General features: G+C 72.7%; 15 protein-coding genes and 1 tRNA gene. 3 read left to right on the top strand and 13 right to left on the bottom strand.

All coding sequences use genetic code 11. The annotated features are described in order from the left end of the window. Positions 1–8: 8 nt before the first annotated feature. From DRB96_RS34350 to DRB96_RS34365, 4 genes are all read right to left on the bottom strand, one after another. Positions 9–1076, bottom strand: coding sequence for a thioester domain-containing protein (locus DRB96_RS34350; protein ID WP_239517792.1), 1068 nt, complete (start codon positions 1074–1076; stop codon positions 9–11). A 413-nt stretch (positions 1077–1489) separates the two neighbouring features. Then, positions 1490–1897 carry a single-stranded DNA-binding protein gene (locus DRB96_RS34355; RefSeq protein WP_112451956.1) on the bottom strand — a complete coding sequence of 136 codons (408 nt, stop codon included), beginning with the start codon at positions 1895–1897 and terminating at the stop codon, positions 1490–1492. A 137-nt stretch (positions 1898–2034) separates the two neighbouring features. After that, on the bottom strand, positions 2035–3861 hold the full coding sequence (locus DRB96_RS34360) for a YfjP family GTPase (protein WP_112451957.1): 1827 nt from the start codon (positions 3859–3861) through the stop codon (positions 2035–2037). A gap of 4 nt (positions 3862–3865) precedes the next feature. Further along, complete coding sequence (locus DRB96_RS34365; RefSeq protein WP_112451958.1) at positions 3866–5482, bottom strand: dynamin family protein; 1617 nt, start codon at positions 5480–5482, stop codon at positions 3866–3868. Positions 5483–5814: 332 nt separating this feature from the next. Here DRB96_RS34365 and DRB96_RS34370 point away from each other — a divergent pair. After that, positions 5815–5887, top strand: a tRNA-Arg gene (locus DRB96_RS34370). Between the two features lie 103 nt (positions 5888–5990). Here DRB96_RS34370 and DRB96_RS34375 read toward each other — a convergent pair. Then, on the bottom strand, positions 5991–6524 hold the full coding sequence (locus DRB96_RS34375; RefSeq protein ID WP_112451959.1) for a phospholipase: 534 nt from the start codon (positions 6522–6524) through the stop codon (positions 5991–5993). A gap of 854 nt (positions 6525–7378) precedes the next feature. Next, a complete protein-coding gene (locus DRB96_RS34380; RefSeq protein WP_275432044.1) occupies positions 7379–8089 on the bottom strand; it encodes a response regulator transcription factor in 711 nt (236 codons plus the stop codon). Positions 8090–8186: 97 nt separating this feature from the next. Between DRB96_RS34380 and DRB96_RS34385 the strand changes: the two genes are divergently transcribed. Beyond that, positions 8187–8948: a nucleotidyltransferase family protein gene (locus DRB96_RS34385; RefSeq protein WP_112451961.1), complete on the top strand. Its 762-nt coding sequence runs from the start codon at positions 8187–8189 to the stop codon at positions 8946–8948. 162 nt (positions 8949–9110) lie between these two features. On the opposite strand, the gene DRB96_RS34390 is transcribed toward DRB96_RS34385, so the two are convergent. From DRB96_RS34390 to DRB96_RS34415, 6 genes are all read right to left on the bottom strand, one after another. Continuing rightward, positions 9111–10643 carry a DoxX family protein gene (locus DRB96_RS34390; protein WP_112451962.1) on the bottom strand — a complete coding sequence of 511 codons (1533 nt, stop codon included), beginning with the start codon at positions 10641–10643 and terminating at the stop codon, positions 9111–9113. Positions 10644–10865: 222 nt separating this feature from the next. Next, positions 10866–11837 (bottom strand): 23S rRNA (guanosine(2251)-2'-O)-methyltransferase RlmB, encoded by a 972-nt coding sequence (rlmB, locus tag DRB96_RS34395; protein ID WP_112451963.1) that lies wholly within the window; start codon positions 11835–11837, stop codon positions 10866–10868. A 121-nt stretch (positions 11838–11958) separates the two neighbouring features. After that, on the bottom strand, positions 11959–13359 hold the full coding sequence (gene cysS / locus DRB96_RS34400) for a cysteine--tRNA ligase (protein WP_112451964.1): 1401 nt from the start codon (positions 13357–13359) through the stop codon (positions 11959–11961). A gap of 103 nt (positions 13360–13462) precedes the next feature. Continuing rightward, positions 13463–13996: a 2-C-methyl-D-erythritol 2,4-cyclodiphosphate synthase gene (ispF, locus tag DRB96_RS34405; protein ID WP_112451965.1), complete on the bottom strand. Its 534-nt coding sequence runs from the start codon at positions 13994–13996 to the stop codon at positions 13463–13465. After that, positions 13986–14741, bottom strand: a complete 756-nt coding sequence (ispD, locus tag DRB96_RS34410) for a 2-C-methyl-D-erythritol 4-phosphate cytidylyltransferase (RefSeq protein ID WP_112451966.1) — start codon at positions 14739–14741, stop codon at positions 13986–13988. The genes ispF and ispD overlap by 11 nt, the downstream gene beginning before the upstream one ends. Positions 14742–15074: 333 nt before the next feature. After that, positions 15075–15557 carry a CarD family transcriptional regulator gene (locus tag DRB96_RS34415; RefSeq protein ID WP_112451967.1) on the bottom strand — a complete coding sequence of 161 codons (483 nt, stop codon included), beginning with the start codon at positions 15555–15557 and terminating at the stop codon, positions 15075–15077. A gap of 604 nt (positions 15558–16161) precedes the next feature. On the opposite strand from DRB96_RS34415, the gene DRB96_RS34425 reads away from it, so the two are divergent. Next, positions 16162–16824, top strand: a complete 663-nt coding sequence (locus tag DRB96_RS34425; RefSeq protein ID WP_112451968.1) for a DUF461 domain-containing protein — start codon at positions 16162–16164, stop codon at positions 16822–16824. Positions 16825–16938: 114 nt separating this feature from the next. Here DRB96_RS34425 and DRB96_RS34430 read toward each other — a convergent pair whose 3' ends face one another. After that, positions 16939–17619, bottom strand: coding sequence for a response regulator transcription factor (locus DRB96_RS34430; protein WP_086575133.1), 681 nt, complete (start codon positions 17617–17619; stop codon positions 16939–16941). Positions 17620–17682 lie beyond the last annotated feature (63 nt).

A 17682-nucleotide genomic window follows, 5' to 3' on the forward strand; every position in this document is an offset into this window, starting at 1 on the left:
TCCTGCCTCTACCCGCGATCCTCCCCCGGAATCGGACCCTGGCCGGGCCCGTCCTCCAGGGGGCGCTTGCGCAGGAGCAGGACGACCAGTCCGCCCAGGACCACCAGGCCCACCGCCAGGGAGGCGATCACCGGGGTGGCCGCGGAGCTGCCGCTGGAGGCCAGCCGCTCCTCCGAGGTGTCCGGGCCCGCCGCGGAGGCGGGTGCGGACACCGCGCCGAGCGTGGTGACGGCCGTGCCCGCCTCCACCGCACCGGCCGGCCGTACGTCGGGAGCCTGCGGCCACCGCGCCGTCGCCGTGGCCACGGCGGCGGACTGGCTGGACCCGGCGACGATGTGGACCTGCGCCGGGATCCCGCTGGTGAAGACCCGCCCGACCGGTACCCGGGTGGAGCCGTGGACGGTGACCGAGGCCGTGCCGTCCGGCGTCCCCGCCGGCACCTCGAAGAACAGCTTGCTCCCGTTGGCGGCGGCGGTGACGGGCCGCCCCTCGGCGTCCACCACCCGCACCCCCATGGCCACGGCCGCGGCGTCCGGGGTCACGCTCACGCTCTGCGCGCTCGTCCGCACGGTGACCGGCCCGATCCGGGTGCCCAGCGGTCCCGACACCTCGCCCGGGTCCACCGCCAGCGAGGCCGGCGGCTCCGGCAGCCGGCCGGCTTCCCGCATGAGGTAGTCCGCCAGCTTCTCCGCCTGCGGGTCGGCGGCCTCCACGCGCACGCCGTCGGCCAGCCGCCAGATGGCCACCTGGGTGCCGGCCGCCGCGCTCTCCGCGGTGAGCGCGGCGGCCCCGGCCGCCTTGGCGAGCCCGGCCAGATCGTTCAGCTGGGGGTAGGAGTGCTCCAGGACCCAGCGGATCCGGGCCGCCTCGCCGTTGCCGGCGAGCGGCGTACCGCTCCACCCGCTCTCCGTGTAGCGGGTCTGGGGCTGCGCGTTGCCCGCGACGCCGACCCCGTAGGTCTGGAGCATCCCGCCCCCGTCGACCCGCATCTCGTACAGCCCGGCGGGGATCTGCCGCACCGAGCCGTCCGCGCCGCGCAGGACCGCCTGCCCGTAGGTCTTCAGCCCGTCGAGCACGGCGCTCGCGCCCTCCGGGGTCCGGGGTGCGCCGGGGCCGCCGTCGGCGGCGGCCCCGGCGGCCGGCGCCGCCGCCAGCGCGGCGGCGAGCAGCGCGACCGCGAGCGGGCGCCGCGCGGAGCCCCGTGGGGCCGCGGCGGCAGGACCGGTGGCCGGACCGGGGGCCGGACCGGGGGCCGGACCGGGGGCCGGCGCGACGGCAGGAGCCGCGACCGGATCGACCGGATCGGCCTGAGGAGCGGTGGCAGGAGCAACAGCGCGAACAGGAGCCGGAGCCGGGACAGGAACAGGAGCGCGAACAGGAGCGGGAGCAGGAGCGGAGGATGCGGGAACGGCAATCGACACAGTCTTCCCCTTCGGGCCGAAGGCCCAGGTGCCCGTGAGTACCGGGGAATCCTAGCCTCTTCGAACACTCAGACCACCGCCGCCTTCTGAGTGCCCATCAGCGGGGTGTCCGTTCTGACGACCCGCCGGAAGGCCGCCGTACCGCGGTTGAGGTCGTGTCCGATGGCCGTCGCGTCGATCTGCGCGGAGAACCACCTGTTCCCCTCCCCGTCGGGCGGGTCCTCGCGCACCCGCAGCCGCCCGTGGACCACCAGCGGTTCGCCGACGGAAACGGATCCGGCGAGGTTCACGGCGAGGCCGCGCCGGGCCCACACCGTGTAGAAGCTGGTGGGCGCGTCCGCCCAGGCCTCCTTCTTCCGGTCGAAGTACCTCGGGGTCACCGCGAAGCGGAACCGGGCCGCGGGGCCGCTCGGCGTCTCCTTGTAGTCGATCTGGGTGGCCACGTAGCCCACCAGCGTCACCTGGGTGTCGTTCATCCCGGCCGTCCTCCCGGGGCCGCGGCCGCCCGCTCGGCGAAGCGCCCGCCCGACCCGCATTCCGTACCCGTCCGGACCATCCGCACGAGGTACGACCATGCTGGCCCGGTCCGCCGGAATCCGCCGGAGCCTGTGGATTACTGACGGGTTGTGGACAACTTCGCCACCGTCGCGTACTGCTCGCGCACCTCCCGGTAGCGCAGCAGCTCGGCCGCCACCGGCTCCAGCACCCGCGCCCGCCCGCAGCCGGCCGCAGCCTGCCGCAGCCGCCGCTCCGCGTCCTGCCCGTAGCGCCGTGCCGGGCCCCGGGCCCCGATCGAGCAGGCCCACTCCACGAGCGGTCCGCCGATGATGCCCGCCACCATCAGGAGCACCGGCGGCATCAGCTTCGGTTCCAGGACTCCGGCGATCTGTCCGACCAGCCAGAGCCCGCCGTAGATCTGCAGGAGCGTCATGGCCGCCTGCGCGAGGACCGCCGCAGGCCACCAGGAGGGTCGCGGGGGCTTGACGCTGGGCACCGCGACCGCCGCGCCCAGCGTCACCGCGATCTCGTCGAGCGCCTCCGGGAGCCCCTCCGCTCCGCGCACCGCGGTCTCCCGTACGGCCTGCGCCCACGGGTCGGGCAGGCCGCGTACCGCCTCGTCGGCGACGGTCCGCACGGCCTGTTCCACCCGCTGACGGGCCGTCACCTCCTCCTCGACCGGCAGCTCGGAGGCCGTCGCGGAGCGTCCGATCGCCGCCAGGGCGGCGAGGCCGGCCAGCGAGCGCGGGGCGCGCCGGCTCTCGTACCAGCGCCACAGGCGCAGCCACGGGGTCCCGCACGCCTTTCCGGCGTTGCGCCGCCAGGCGCGCTCGGCGGCCAGCCCGGCCGCATACGCGCCGACCGCCTCGGCGAGCCGGTCCTCGAACTCGGCGCGCGCCGTCTCCCCGATTTCCGGGCCGGGGTGGCCGTCGGCGACGTAGAGCGGCCGCAGGCGGGTGGCGGCCTTGTCCACGTCCGCGGAGATCCGCCGGGTGGCGGCTCCCTTCTCCTGGGTGAACTGTCCGAGGAGCTCGCGCAGTTCCCCGACTCCTTCACCCGTAAGAGCGGAGATCCCGAGGACGGTGGCGCCGGGTTCGCCGTGCTCGCCGAGGGCGATCCCGTCGTCGTCGAGGAGCCTGCGCAGATCGTCCAGTACGAGGTCGGCGGCCTCGCCGGGCAGCCGGTCCACCTGGTTCAGCACGACGAAGGTCACCTCCGCGTGCCCGGCCAGCGGCCGCAGGTACCGCTCGTGCAGCACCGCGTCCGCGTACTTCTCCGGGTCCACCACCCACACCACGGCATCGACCAGCGCCAGCACCCGGTCCACGTGGTCGCGGTGCGCGCCGACCGCCGAGTCCAGGTCGGGCAGATCGACGAGGACCATTCCGCGCAGCGCTTCCGCCTCCGAGGTCTCACGGGGGCGGCGGCGCAGGCGTCCGGGGATCTCGAGGCGGTCGAGGAGGCCGGCCGCGCCGTCGGACCAGCTGCAGGCGATGGGTGCGGCGGTCGTCGGCCTGCGCAGCCCGGTTTCGGAGATCTGCACTCCGGCGAGCGAGTTGAAGAGGGTGGACTTGCCGCTTCCGGTGGCGCCCGCGATGGCGACGACCGTGTGCTGCGCGGAGAGCCCGCGCCGTGCGGCGGCCTCGTCGAGGACCCGTCCGGCTTCGGCGAGGGTCTTGCCGTCGAGGATCCTGGTCCGGGAAAGCCCGATGAGCTGGCGCAGCGCGTCGAGGCGGACGCGCAGCGCCTGCGCCTCGGGACTGAGCGGAGGTGCGGGCGCCTTGCCCCCATCGCTCCCGGCGCCGGAAACCGCCCGTACGAGCGCCTCGTCACCCTCGTCGTCGCCGGTCGCGGGCCAGTCGTCGTCGGTGACCCGGGGACGCGAGCGTGCGATGAGTCCGTCGTCCCAGCGGTCGTCGGTGCGGTCGGTCAGGGCAGTCACCTCATCACCTCTCCTTCTGCAGTAGGGACAGGGCGGCGATCAGCTCGGCCTGGGGTTCGGGGCTCACTTCGAGTGCCTCGATCGGGGCGAGGCGGCGGTCGCGTTCGGCGCGCAGCACCTGGTCGAGGTGTTCGCCGACGAGCTCGCCGCCCCGGTCGCGCAGGCGTACGGCGGCCTGTACCCCGATCCGCTCGGCGAGCTTCTCCCCCGCCGGGCGGGCCCGCTTGCCTCCGAGGAGGGCGGCGACCAGCAGGGCGGCCACCCCGTCGGGGTCGGGCGCGGGCTGCTTCTCGAGCCGCGCCACCTCGTCCTCGGCGAGTTCCTCCAGCACGCGCCGCCAGCGCCGTACCGCCATGCCGATACGTTCCGCCGCCTCCCGGTCGGGGGCGGGCAGTGCGACGGCGCCCGCGGCCGGCTCGCGCCGCCAGGCCTCGGCGATCCGTTCGTCGGCGGCGGCCACGGCGCACTGGAGCAGCGCGGCGAGGGATTCCGCGAGGGAGTCGAGGAGTTCGTCGGCGCTGGTGTCGAGGGGGTAGCCGCGCCAGCGGGTCAGCGCGTCCCCGGCGAGCACCGCGCCGCGGTCGAGCCGGTTGCGGACCCTCTTGCCCTCCCTCTTGTAGGCGTCTTCGACGGCGGAAGTCAGCCGTACGGCGGCAGCGTGCTGGGCCGCGACGGCCGAGGCGAGCTCCGGCATCCGGCGCCCGAGGGAGTCGAGCGCGCCGAGCGCGGTGCGTCCGACGGCGTACTGCCGGGCGGCCGGATCCTGCGCGTGGTGGGCGAGCCAGGCGAAGAGCGGCGCGACGGCGCTGGCGGGCAGGAGCCCGCCTCCGCCGGCCGATTCGGGCAGCTCGGGGACGGTGAACCGGGGTACGTCGCCCAGCCCGGCCCGTGTGAGCAGGGCCCCGTACTGCCGGGAGACCTCGGCGAGCACCTGGTGCGGCACCCGGTCGAGGACGGTGATCAGGGTGGCCTTGTACTGCTTGGCGGTGCGCAGGAGGTGCCAGGGCACGGCGTCCGCGTACCGCGATGCGGTGGTGACCATGACCCAGACGTCGGCGGCGCAGATGAGTTCGGCGGCGAGCGTCCGGTTGTCGACGACGAGGGAGTCGATGTCGGGGGCGTCGAGGATGGCGAGACCGCGGGGCAGGGTGGAGACGGTCTCGATGCGTACTTCGCGGGCGGTGTGCCCGTGGGGCTGCGGTGGTCTGTGGGGGGTTCTGCGGGCTGCCGGCAGGGCGTCTTCCTCGCCCTGCGGAACCCAGACGCGCATCAGGTCGGGCAGCACCCTCACCCCGGCGAACCAGTGATGATCATCCGGATGGCAGACAAGCACGGGGGTGCGTGTCGTGGGCCGGAGTACCCCGGCCTCACTCACTTGGCGCCCTACGAGGGAGTTGACGAGGGTGGACTTACCGGCTCCGGTGGACCCGCCGACGACGGCGAGCAGCGGCGCCTCCGGCGCCTTCAGCCGGGGTACGAGGTAGTCGTCGAGCTGCGCGAGCAGCTCGGCTCTGGTTTGGCGGGCGCGGGGGGCGCCGGGCAGGGGCAGCGGCAGACGCACGGACGCGACCCGGTCGCGCAGGGCGGACAGGGCATCGAGCAGCTGAGGCCGAACATCCAAGGTCACCACATGCGAAGAATGCCCAATTTGGGACCATTTTTGAAGCTTATACGTCCTCTGCGCGCCGACCGCTACTCCACTGGGACATCCTGGACACAGCGGACGAGTGGGGCGCAGGCATAACGAGTGCACAACACCCAGGGCGCCACGGCGCAAAAGCGGTGCGAGAATCGCACCTGCCTGCGATTATCGGGACCGCTTCACCGAACCTCCACATCGTGGCACGCGAGTGAAGCAACCGGGACAAGGCAACCGGAGCCCTATCCTTGACCCGGCACGGACCACAGTCCCACCCCCACCCAGGGGCTCCAGGCCACCACGGCCACCTTCCGGCCCCCGTAGCTCAGTGGATAGAGCAGGTGCCTTCTAAGCACTTGGCCGCAGGTTCGAGTCCTGCCGGGGGCACTCTTTTCCCACCACATCGAGCCCTCCGCTTGCGGAGGGCTTTCGTGCAGGTCAGGGCACCTTAGCGAGCCTGCCGTAGCGGTGGCGTAAGCACGTGCGGCGGTTACTCGAAGGCCTTGACCGCCTGGTGGTAAGTCCACGCGGTGCCGTCGCAGGAAGCCTTCTTCGCACCCGAGTAACGGGCGCAGACCCGCTTCAGGTCAGCGTGGAACATGTCGTCCAGCCGGTTCTTGGCGGCCGCGAACTCCCCCGCCGCCTTGTAGTTGCGGTAGCCGAAGTCGTGGCGGGCGCACGCCGTGCGGAAGGGGAAGCCGAAGGGGTTGTCCGGGGAGGTCGTGCAGTAGTCCGTCGACCAGTCGAAGCCGTACGACTGCCAGGCGTCCCGGTTCGCGCGCGCCGCCGTCCAGGACTCGTAGCTGGCGCCGGTCCCCTGGGTCCAGACGCTCAGCACCTGCGGCTTGTCGGCCGGGACCTCCGGGGCCGCTGCCGCGGCCCCGGACGGCGCGAGGGCGAGGGCGAGCGTGAGGGTGAGAGCCGTGGTGAGGGTGCGGGCCGCAGTGGCTTCGGGCGGCGCGGCCCGGGCGGCTCTCGCGGGGGCCTGGGCAGGGGTCGCGGTTCGGCTGGGGCGGCTGCGCACGCACCTTCTAACGACGCACGTCACCCCGGGTACCGGAGCTGCGCACGTGCCCGACTGATGGCGGGCCAGGGCTGGAAGGCAGCGGGCGCTACCGGGTGTTGATCGCGTCCAGCGTGTTCAGTCGGCCGGGCCGATCAGGGCACCGTCTCTCGTTTCCACCCTCTGGCCAGGCAGCAGGACCCGGTTCGTCCCGAGTGCCTAGTGCTGTGGCCGGAAAGGTTTGCCGGGTCGCGGTGTCCGGTGCGGTGCCTCTCCCCCAGCTACCGCCGGGAGGGGCCCCCGGGCGGAGGGCCACGCCTCGCACTGGACGTACCGCCGTGGTCCGACAACGCGGCGAGGTGCCGTGCCGGGCGCCGCGATCCGGTGGACCTTTCCGGTCACAGCACTGGGCGGCCGAACTGCCTCGCACCGCCTTGGCGGTGAGCTCGTGGTGCCGACGGGTGGGCGCATGCCCGCCCTCGGAGGCGGTCCTCGCGTCGAGCGCCGACTCGTCCGCGGCGGCCGGCCCGCGGCGGTCGGCGGCGGGTGCGTGGTTGGCGGCGGTGTTCCTCGAAGTTCTGGGCGGTGGCGCTTCGGTGGGGTTTGTTGACGGCGTCTCCGAAGACCGGCGTGCCGGAAGACGGCGAACGCGACACCGAGCAGGACGACGGCGAGGGCGGTCATGACGAGTTGGGCTTTGTGGGCGAGGGCATTGCGCGGGTCTGTGGGGAACATGCCTCCATCCTCCGCGCGCGCCCGCCTCGTCGTCGTCGCCCTCAGGTCCCCGATCTTGTATGCGACTTGAGTCCGATCTACCCGCCTGACCTGCATCCTTCGGCCGAACCCGGCGCTGCCGTCGGGCGTCGCGCCCGGTGTCACTCCCCGGCCGCGAGGCCCGTCTGGTGGGCGAGGAGGGCGGCTTGGACCCGTCCCGCGCAGCCGGTCTTCTCCAGGATGGAGCCGACGTGCGTCTTGACCGTTCCGATGCCGATGCCGAGCCGGCGGCCGATCTCCAGATTGGCGAGGCCCGCGCCGAGCAGGGCGAGTACGTCCCGCTCCCGCTCGGTGAGCGCGGCGATCCGCGCGTCGGGACCGGCCGGGGCGGCGGGGCGCCCGCCGCCTGCGCCGCCGCCCTGCAGCATCCGGCGGATGACGGTGCCGGTGACCCCGGGCGACAGGACGGCGTCACCGCTCGCGGCCGACCGTACGGCGCTGATCAGTTCGTCGGGGCCCTCGTCCTTCAGCAGGAAGCCCGTGGCCCCGGCCGCGAGCGCGCGCAGCACGTTCTCCTCGTCGCCGAAGGTGGTGAGGACGACGACCTGCGGCGCCGGGTCCAGCGCGGTGAGCGGTCCGATGGCGGCGAGGCCGTCGAGGACGGGCATCCGGATGTCGAGGAGGACCACGTCGGGGTGGTGCCGCGCGGCGAGCTCCACGGCCTGGGCCCCGTCGGCGGCTTCGGCGACCACGTCGATGCCGTCGGCGTGCTTGAGGATCATCCGGACGCCGGCCCGGATCATCTGCTCGTCGTCGGCGAGCAGGACCCGTACGACGCTGTCGGCCCGGTCGGACCGCTGCGGGTCATTCACGTGTGCTCCCGGATTGGTCTCTATACACATCTGACGATGCCCACGCGCCCTCACCCTCGCCCCGCATCCACCCCAAGTACCGGACACGGACACGGACATGACCCGCGCCGAGTGTGCGCCCCGACCCCACGCAGCCGCGTTCCCGGCCTCCCCGACCCAGGCAGTCGTCCTGGCGGGCGGCCAGGGTTCGCGGCTGCGGCCGTACACGGACGACCGCCCGAAGCCGATGGTCGAGATCCCCGGTACGGGCGTGCCGATCATCGGGCACCAGCTGGCGTGGCTGGCCTCCGAGGGGGTGACGGACGCCGTCGTCTCGTGCGGGCACCTCGCCGAGGTGCTCCAGGAGTGGCTGGCCGGGGCCGAGTTGCCGCTGCGCGTGACCACGGTGGTCGAGGACGAGCCGCTGGGCCGCGGCGGCGGTCTGAAGTACGCGGCGCGCCGGCTACCGCGGCCCGAGGAGGCCTGGTTCGCGACCAACGGCGATGTGTGGACGCGCTTCTCGCTGCGCGAGATGGCGGCCTTCCACGCCGAGCGCGGGGCGACGGCCACCCTGGCGCTGGCCCGGCCCCGGATTCCGTGGGGCGTGGTGGAGATCAACGAGTACGGGCACGTACTGGACTTCATCGAGGCGCCGCAGTCCCCGTATCCGGTGAACGCCGGCGTGTACGTCTTCGGGCCCGAATTCGCCGCGTTGCTCCCCGACTTGGGCGACCACGAGCGTACGACGTTCCCGCGGTTGGCCCGCGAGCGGCGCCTGGCGGGCTTCCCGCTGCCCCAGGGGGCCTACTGGCGGGCGATCGACACGGCGAAGGACCTGACCGAGGCGGCACGGGAGTTGGCCGCGCAGGGCGGCGCGTAGGGCCTCCTCGGCCCTGTCCCGGCCCCACGGCCGCGCTCAGCCTTCCGCTCCCAGCCCTCCGCCCCCACCACGAAGACGAGAGGGGCCCGGCACGCTCTCGCGTGCCGGGCCCCTCTCGTCGTGTGGTCGTACGGTCCGGCCTCCGGCCTCGGGCCGAAGTCCTCAGCCGAGGAGTCCGCCCACCAGTCCGGGCTTCTTCGACGGCGCGTCCCCGGTCCCGCCGGGGGTCCCGGAGGAGCTGGCCGGGGGCTTCTGCGGCGTGGACTGGCGCGGGGTGCTGCGCGGGGTCTGGCTGCCGGTGGTGCCCCGGGTCGCGGTCGGGGACGATCCGGACCCGCCGGTGCCGGGGGAGGCCGAACCGGTCGCGCCGCGGCCCGACTTGGCGGCCGGCGAGGAGGCTCCGGCGGAGGGCTGTGCGGCGGGCTTGGACGGGGTGGGCCGTACGGGCTGCTGCTGTTGCGGGGTGCTGGGCAGCGGCCGCCCGGGCAGGTAGTTGCTCGGGGCCTCTCCCGGTCCGGGGACGGTGACGACCGTGGTGGAGCGGACGGCGCCGCCGAGGAGCGAGCCGATGAGCAGGGTGAGCCCGCAGACGACGGTGGCCATGACGGCTCCGCGCCGCAGTACGCGGCGGCGCAGGCGCCAGACCTCGGAGCGCGGGCCGAGCGTGCGCCAGGCCTCGCTGGCGAGGCGCCCGTCCAGGGAGTAGACGGGGGCGCCCGCGATGATCAGGGGGCTCCAGGCGGCGAGGTAGATGATGTCGGGCGCGTCGTAGGCGGGAACGGTCTTCCAGCTCACGGTCATGAGCAGGGCGGCGGACAGGAGCGCCCCGAAGCAGGCGGCGAACCGCTGCCACAGGCCGAACACCGTCAGCACGCCCACGATGACCTGGAGGAAGGCCACGCTCAGGCCCGCGCCGACGGGGTGGGCGAGCGCGAAGTCGCGCAGCGGCTCGGCGAGCGCCCAGGGCTGGAGGGTGTGCAGCCAGGTGACCATGGAGCCGCGCTCGCCACCGTCGAAGTAGACGGGGTCGCACAGTTTGCCCATGCCGGCGTAGATGGAGATGAAGCCGAGGAAGACGCGGAGCGGGAGCAGCACGACGCCGAGGTTCATCCGGCGGCCGGGGTAGTACGAGGCCTGGCCGCGGGTGTCGCCGGGGGCCCGGCGGGAGTCCGTGCCGGGCCCGGGGCCCTCGCCGTACGGGGCGCCGTGGGCCTCGTACGGGTGGTCGCGCAGGGCGGGCTGCCGGCGGGTCTCGTCGAGGTCGCCGTAGCTGCGCTGGCCGATGACGGTCGGGGTGGCGAGGGTGTCGTCGGCGAGGTCGTGGGCGAGGTCGATGCGCGGGATGACCTGGGTGGCTCCGCCGTCGTACTCGTCGTGCCCGCGCCCGTGCTCGCGTACGGCCTGGAGCAGGCCGCCCATGGCGGCGCTGGCCGCGGCGTCGCCGGGGGCGGACTTGCCGCTCCACACGACGGGGCGGCGGCGGGCCGCGCCGGCTCCGGCGGCGGCGAGGGCCCCGCCGAGCGCGGGGGCGAGCCCGGAGGCGCCCGCGGGCCTGGGACGCGCGCTGGGGCTCGGTGCGAGCCGCACGCGGAAGCTGGCGTGGTTGACGATGACCTGTGCGGGGTCGCACGGCACCTTGACCATGCTCAGCGCGGGCTGGTCGTCGAACCCTGGCGTTCTGGTGTCCACACTCATCTAACCGAGTGACGGGTGTTTAGGACACTGCCTTGACATCAGGGATGTGTCCGAGACCCGTCAAATCAAGCCACCCCGCCCACGGGGGACGGGGTGGCACGCTCACGGGTCACGCCGTGTGAGCCAAGTGGATCAAGCAGATCCCGCGGATCCGGTCAATCCGGTCGATCCCACGGATCCGGTCGATCCCACGGATCCGGTCGATCCCGCGGATCCGGTCGGTCAGGCGCGGCCGCGGGTGGCGCGGCGGCGGGCGGCCTCGTAGAGGACGACGCCCGCGGCGACGCCGGCGTTGAGCGATTCGGCGCCGCCCGGCATCGGGATGCGCACGAGGTAGTCGCAGTTCTCGCCGACGAGGCGGCCCAGGCCCTTGCCCTCGGAACCGATGACGATGACGACGGGGCCGCCCAGCGCTTCGAGTTCGTGGACCTCGTGCGTGCCCTCGGCGGCGAGGCCGACGATGGTGATGCCGGCCTTCTTGTAGTCCTGGATGGCGCGGGTCAGGTTGGTGACCCGGGAGACCGGGGTGCGGGCGGCGGTGCCGGCCGAGGACTTCCAGGCGCCGGCGGTCATGCTGGCGGCGCGGCGCTCGGGGATGACCACGCCGTGGCCGCCGAAGGCGGAGACGGAGCGGACGATCGCGCCGAGGTTGCGGGGGTCGGTGACGCCGTCGAGGGCGACGATGAGCGGGTCCTCGCCGTTGTCGTACGCGGCGGCGGTGAGCTCCTCCGGGTGCGCGTACTCGTACGGCGGGACCTGGAGGACCAGGCCCTGGTGGTTGAGGCCGTTGGTCAGCCGGTCGAGCTCGGGGCGCGGGGCTTCCATCAGGTTGATGTTGCCGCGCGCGGCCGCGAGCTGGAGGGCCTCGCGCACGCGCTCGTCGTTGTCGATGAACTGCTGGACGTAGAGGGTGACGGCCGGTACGCCGTCGCGCAGCGCCTCGAAGACCGGGTTGCGGCCGACGACCATCTCGCTGGTGCCCTTGGGGCCGCCGCGGCGCGGGGCCGGGCGGCGCTTGGCGGCCTGGCGGGCCATGGCGTTGCTGATGCGGTTGGCTTTGTGCTTCTTGCGGTCCTCGGCCTTGGGCGTGGGGCCCTTGCCTTCGAGGGCCTTGCGCCGCTGGCCACCGCTGCCGACCGTCGCGCCCTTCTTGTTGGACGTGCGGCGGTTCCTGCGCTGGCTGTTCCCGGCCATGACCTCTACCTGTTTCGTTGGTGCTGCGATATGTACGTATGAAGAGTGTGCCGCCCGGAACGCCGGGCGGCCCAATCTGAGTGCGCCAGTGGGACTGCGCGGTGGGGCCGCTCCGGGTGGCTCAGCGGGGGCCGAGCGTCCAGCGGGGGCCCGTGGGGCTGTCCTCGATGACGAGGCCGGACTGCTGCAGCTGGTCGCGGATGGCGTCGGCGGTGGCCCAGTCCTTGCGGGCGCGGGCGGACTCGCGCTGCTCCAGGACCAGGCGCACGAGGGTGTCCACGGCTCCGTGGAGGTCCTCGCCGCGGTCGGCTTCGCCCGCCCAGTGCGGGTCGAGGGGGTCGAGGCCGAGGACGCCCAGCATGGCCCGTACCTCCGACAGGCGCGCGATGGCCGCGTCCTTGTCGTCGGCGGCGAGCGCGCTGTTCCCCTGGCGGACGGTGGTGTGGATGATGGCGAGCGCCTGCGGGACGCCCAGGTCGTCGTCCATGGCCTCGGCGAAGGCGGGCGGGACCTCGGCGGCGGGCTCGACGGTCTTGCCGGCCTTCTCGATGACGCGCTGGATGAAGCCCTCGATGCGGGCGAAGCCGGACTCGGCCTCGCGCAGGGACTCCACGCTGTACTCGATCATCGAGCGGTAGTGCGGAGTGCCGAGGTAGTAGCGCAGGACGATCGGGCGCCAGACCTTGAGCATCTCGGAGACGAGGACGGAGTTGCCGAGCGACTTGGACATCTTCTCGCCGGAGAGGGTGACCCAGGCGTTGTGCATCCAGTACTTCGCGAACTCGTCGCCGTAGGCCTTGGCCTGGACGATCTCGTTCTCGTGGTGCGGGAAGATCAGGTCGAGCCCGCCGCCGTGGATGTCGAAGGCGCTGCCGAGGTACTTGTGCGCCATCGCGGAGCACTCGAGGTGCCAGCCGGGACGGCCGCGGCCCCACGGGGTCTCCCAGTCGGGCTCGCCGGGCTTGGAGGCCTTCCACATGGCGAAGTCGCGCGGGTCGCGCTTGCCGGTGATGCCCGACTCGGCGGGCTGGCGCAGGTCGTCGATGTCCTGGTTGGAGAGCTCCAGGTAGCCGGGGAAGGAGCGCACGTCGAAGTAGACGCTGCCGTCGGCGACGTAGGCGTGGCCGCGCTCGATGAGCCCGCGCATCATCTCGATCATCTCCGGCACGTGGCCGGTGGCGCGCGGCTCGTACGTGGGCGGGAGGCAGCCCAGCGCGTTGTAGCCGTCGTTGAAGGCGCGCTCGTTCTCGTAGCCGATGGACCACCAGGGGCGGCCCTGGGCCTCACCCTTCGCGATGATCTTGTCGTCGATGTCGGTGACGTTGCGGATGAAGGTGACGTCGAGCCCGCGGTGGGTGAACCAGCGGCGGGCGATGTCGAAGTTCAGGTACGAGCGGACGTGACCGATGTGCGGAGCCGCCTGCACGGTGGCGCCGCAGAGGTAGATCGAGACGCAGCCCGGAACGAGCGGGATGAAGTCACGGATCTGCCGGGCGCTGGTGTCGTACAGGCGAATAGTCACGGCATCCAGGGTAGTGCGCCCGTAGCAGTGCCCCGCGACCCTTTCGGTACGCGGGGCCCGCTTTGTTGTCGAAGAGCCGCGGGAGCGGCCCCCGTACGGGGTACTAGGCCCGGTTCGTCCGGTAGACGAGGGCCGTGGCGATGGCGGCGAGGCCTTCGGCGCGGCCGGTGAGGCCCAGTCCGTCGGTGGTGGTGCCGGAGAGCGAGACGGGGGCGCCCGCCGCGGCGGTGAGCGTCTTCTGTGCTTCTTCGCGCCGCTTGCCGATCTTGGGGCGTACGCCGATCACCTGGATGGCGATGTTGCCGATCTCGAAGCCTTCGGCGCGGACGATGCGGGCGGCCTCGGCCAGCAGCGTGATCCCGGCGGCGCCGGACCACTCGGGGCGCGAGGTGCCGAAGTGGGCGCCGAGGTCGCCGACTCCGGCGGCGGAGAAGAGGGCGTCGCAGGCGGCGTGCGCGGCGACGTCGCCGTCGGAGTGGCCGGCGAGGCCGTCCTCTCCCTCCCAGAGCAGGCCGGCGCACCACAGCTCGCGGCCGGTCTCGAAGGCGTGGACGTCGGTGCCGATGCCGACGAGCGGGATCACGGGGGCGTCGGTACGGGCGGCGCCGGCGGCGGCGCTGTCGGGACTAGTAGGCATCGGTGGCCCTCCTGCGGGCGAGTACGGCCTCGGCGAGGACCAGGTCGAGCGGGCGGGTGACCTTGAAGGCCTCTTCGTGTCCGGGGACCACCACGACGGTGACGCCGAGCTGTTCCACCATCCCGGCGTCGTCTGTGGCGCCCTCGCCGTCGGCCGTGCCCGCCGCGAGCTTCTCGTGCGCGCGCAGCAGCGTGGCCACGTCGAAGCCCTGCGGGGTCTGTACGGCGCGCAGCCGGGCCCGGACGGGGGTGGCGACGACCGGCTCGGGTTCGCCGGGCCGGCCCGGCTCGACCTCCTTGACGGTGTCGGCCAGCGGCATGGCGGGCACGACGGCGGGGGCGCCGTCGCGGACGGCCTCGACGATGGAGTCGACGGTGTCCACGGGGACGAGCGGGCGGGCCGCGTCGTGGATGAGTACGGCGGTGATGTCGGCCGGGAGGGCGGCGAGGCCGGCGCGCACGGACTGCTGGCGGGTTTCGCCGCCGGCGACGACCAGGACCTCCGTGCGGTCGGGCAGCGCGTGCTCGTCGAGCATGCGGCGCACCTCTACGGTGTCGGCCGGCGGGGCGACGACGACCACGAGGGAGACGGCGCGGGAGCGCGCCATGGCGCGGACGGCGTGGATGAGCATGGGCAGTCCGCCCAGGGTCCGCAGGGCCTTGGGGGCGCCGGGACCGAGCCGGACCCCGCGGCCGGCGGCCGGGATCACCGCGGCGGTGCGATGGGGGCGCGATTCGTCAGACATCAGTAGCTCCGAGCCAGGTTTGTGACTTCGGCCGACATGGGTATGGCCTGAAGGGTGCCGGGTGCGACGCCCTCGCCCCTTCCGTGACGACCGGTCGAGTCGGCTGCCCGGACCCGGCACGCCAGTGAACGATGTCGGCTTGTTCAGCACAGGTGTTGTCAACGGATCTTGTTGTCAACAGGTCGAGTTGTCGACAGGCAGTGGATATCAACAGGCAGTGGATACAGACATGCCGCAGCGCCCGGCAACAAGTTTCCTTGTCATCGGGCACCGCGGCACAACTCTATGTACGACCGGGCGACTGTGCGTGACCGGGGCGTACGGGTGATCGCGTCAGGACGCGAGCACCTCGTCGAGGAGGGCTTCCGCCTTGTCCTCGTTGGTGTTCTCGGCGAGCGCGAGCTCGCTCACCAGGATCTGGCGCGCCTTCGCGAGCATGCGCTTCTCGCCCGCGGAAAGCCCGCGCTCACGCTCACGACGCCACAGGTCGCGCACGACTTCGGCGACCTTGATGACATCGCCAGAAGCGAGCTTCTCCAGATTTGCCTTGTAGCGCCGTGACCAGTTCGTGGGCTCTTCGGCAAACGGTGCGCGGAGCACCTCGAAGACCCGTTCCAGGCCGTCCTGGCCGACTACGTCGCGAACGCCGACGAACTCCGCATTGTCCGCAGGCACGCGAACGGTCAGGTCGCCCTGGGCGACCTTGAGCACCAAGTAGGTCTTGTCCACGCCTTTGATCTGGCGAGTCTCAATGGCCTCGATCAGCGCGGCCCCGTGATGGGGATAGACCACGGTGTCGCCAACCTTGAACGTCATGTGACAGGTACCCCTTCCGTGGCTATCCAGGGTAACACGAGAATCGACCGTTATGAATGGCGTTTTCGCAGGTCAGGGCACATCTCGGGGCTTGACAACACGGACAGGAACGTGCTGCGGGAGGCTTCCGGGAGAGGGTATTCGCAGGTCGGAGGCTCTGTGCGGACCGACCGAATCGGCCGCGCCGCGCCCGGCCAAGACCCCCGCCGGTGTGACGTACGTCCTGTTTTGCCGGTTTCCGGGGCGGGAAACCGAACTACTCCGTTCGACTGGCGACCGCCCCGGCGGGGCGCGTTCCGGCCCAATCCGGAATTCGATCACCGGCGGTGTTCGAAGGAATCCGGAAATTGATCATCGGACGTCCATCGGCCATTTCCCCGAATGCAAAGATCACCCGGCCGCGGCGGCGCCGGGACACGACCCGGACAGGGCGGCCCCCGCGCTGCGGAGGGTCGGGTGCGGGCGCGGGGCGACGGCTCGGTAACCTAAGCGCGCTGCACCCCCTTAGAGCGGCTTTACTTCGGCCGTTCCCGAGGGGCCCCTCCCTGCGACGACCGGGGGAGTCCACCCTTCCGATTCGTACGTCCAAGGAGAAGCCGCCGCCGTGAGCCGCAGCCTTCGACGCGGCGCCCTCGCCGCCACCGCCGTCGTGTTCTCGATCGCCTCGCTGGCCGCCTGCGGTGCGGGCCAGGATGCGCAGACTCTCCAGGTCAAGCCGGACAACGCCGCCGTCACCAAGGGCGACATCAAGATTCAGAACGCCCTGGTGGTCACGCAGGAGAAGAACAAGAAGGGCCCGGCCGCCGTCGCAGCGACGCTGTTCAACGCCGGTACCAAGGATCAGACCGTCGACGCCATCACTCTTCCGGGTGGCAAGGCCACCGTGACGGTGAAGCCCGCGGGCGGCGCGTCCAAGCTGGTCGTACCGGCCGGCGGCTCCGTGGTCCTGGGCGGCAAGGGCAACGCCTCCGCCATCATCTCCAGCGGCAGCGAGTCCGTCCTGGACGGCGACGCGCAGAAGGTCGTCTTCCAGCTCAGCTCCACGGGTGACGTGGCGCTGGAGGCCTTCGTCGTCCCGGCGACCGGCATGTACGCGGGCGTCGGCGCCACCGAGGCCCCGGCCGCGGGCGCCAGCCCCTCGGGCAGCCCGTCCGGCAGCCCCTCGGGCACCCCCTCCGGCTCGCCGGGGGCCACGCCGTCCGGCTCGGCCTCGGGCAGCCCCGCGGGCAGCCCGTCCGGGTCCTCGTCCCCCAGCGCCGGCCACTGAGGCGCGCAGCACCGTACACACGGCAACGGCCCCCGTCCGCTCGATGCGGACGGGGGCCGTTGCCGTACGGCTTCCACGGGGTGCCCACGGTACGGCTATGGCTACGGCTACGGCTTACGGCTCGAACTTGTAGCCGAGGCCGCGGACCGTGACCAGGTAGCGGGGCGCGCCCGGGTCGGGCTCGATCTTGGCGCGCAGGCGCTTGACGTGGACGTCGAGGGTCTTGGTGTCGCCGACGTAGTCGGCGCCCCAGACCCGGTCGATGAGCTGCATGCGGGTCAGCACGCGGCCCGCGTTGCGCAGCAACATCTCCAGCAGGTCGAACTCCTTCAGCGGGAGGTCCACCTTGGCTCCGGAGACGGTGACCACGTGGCGGTCGACGTCCATGCGGACGGGGCCCGCCTCCAGGGCCGCCGGGGTGACCTCCTCCGGCTCGCCGCGGCGGCGCAGGACCGCGCGGATGCGGGCGACCAGCTCCCGCGAGGAGAAGGGCTTCGTGACGTAGTCGTCGGCTCCTATCTCCAGCCCGACGACCTTGTCGATCTCGCTGTCCTTGGCGGTCACCATGATCACGGGGACGTTGGAGCGGCCGCGCAGCTGCCGGCAGACCTCCGTGCCGGGCAGGCCGGGGAGCATCAGGTCGAGGAGGACGAGGTCGGCGCCGTTGCGCTCGAACTCGTCGAGCCCGTCGGGCCCGGTCGCGGCGATCGCGACCTCGAAGCCCTCCTTGCGGAGCATGTAGGACAGGGCGTCGCTGAAGGATTCCTCATCCTCGACGACGAGCACTCGGGTCACGGAAGGACCTCCGGGGCAGGGATGGCTGGTGCGGTGTGAGGTTCCTGGCTCTTATACACATCG

The organism is Streptomyces sp. ICC1, assembly GCF_003287935.1.
In the GTDB taxonomy this organism is placed as follows: domain Bacteria; phylum Actinomycetota; class Actinomycetes; order Streptomycetales; family Streptomycetaceae; genus Streptomyces; species Streptomyces tritrimontium.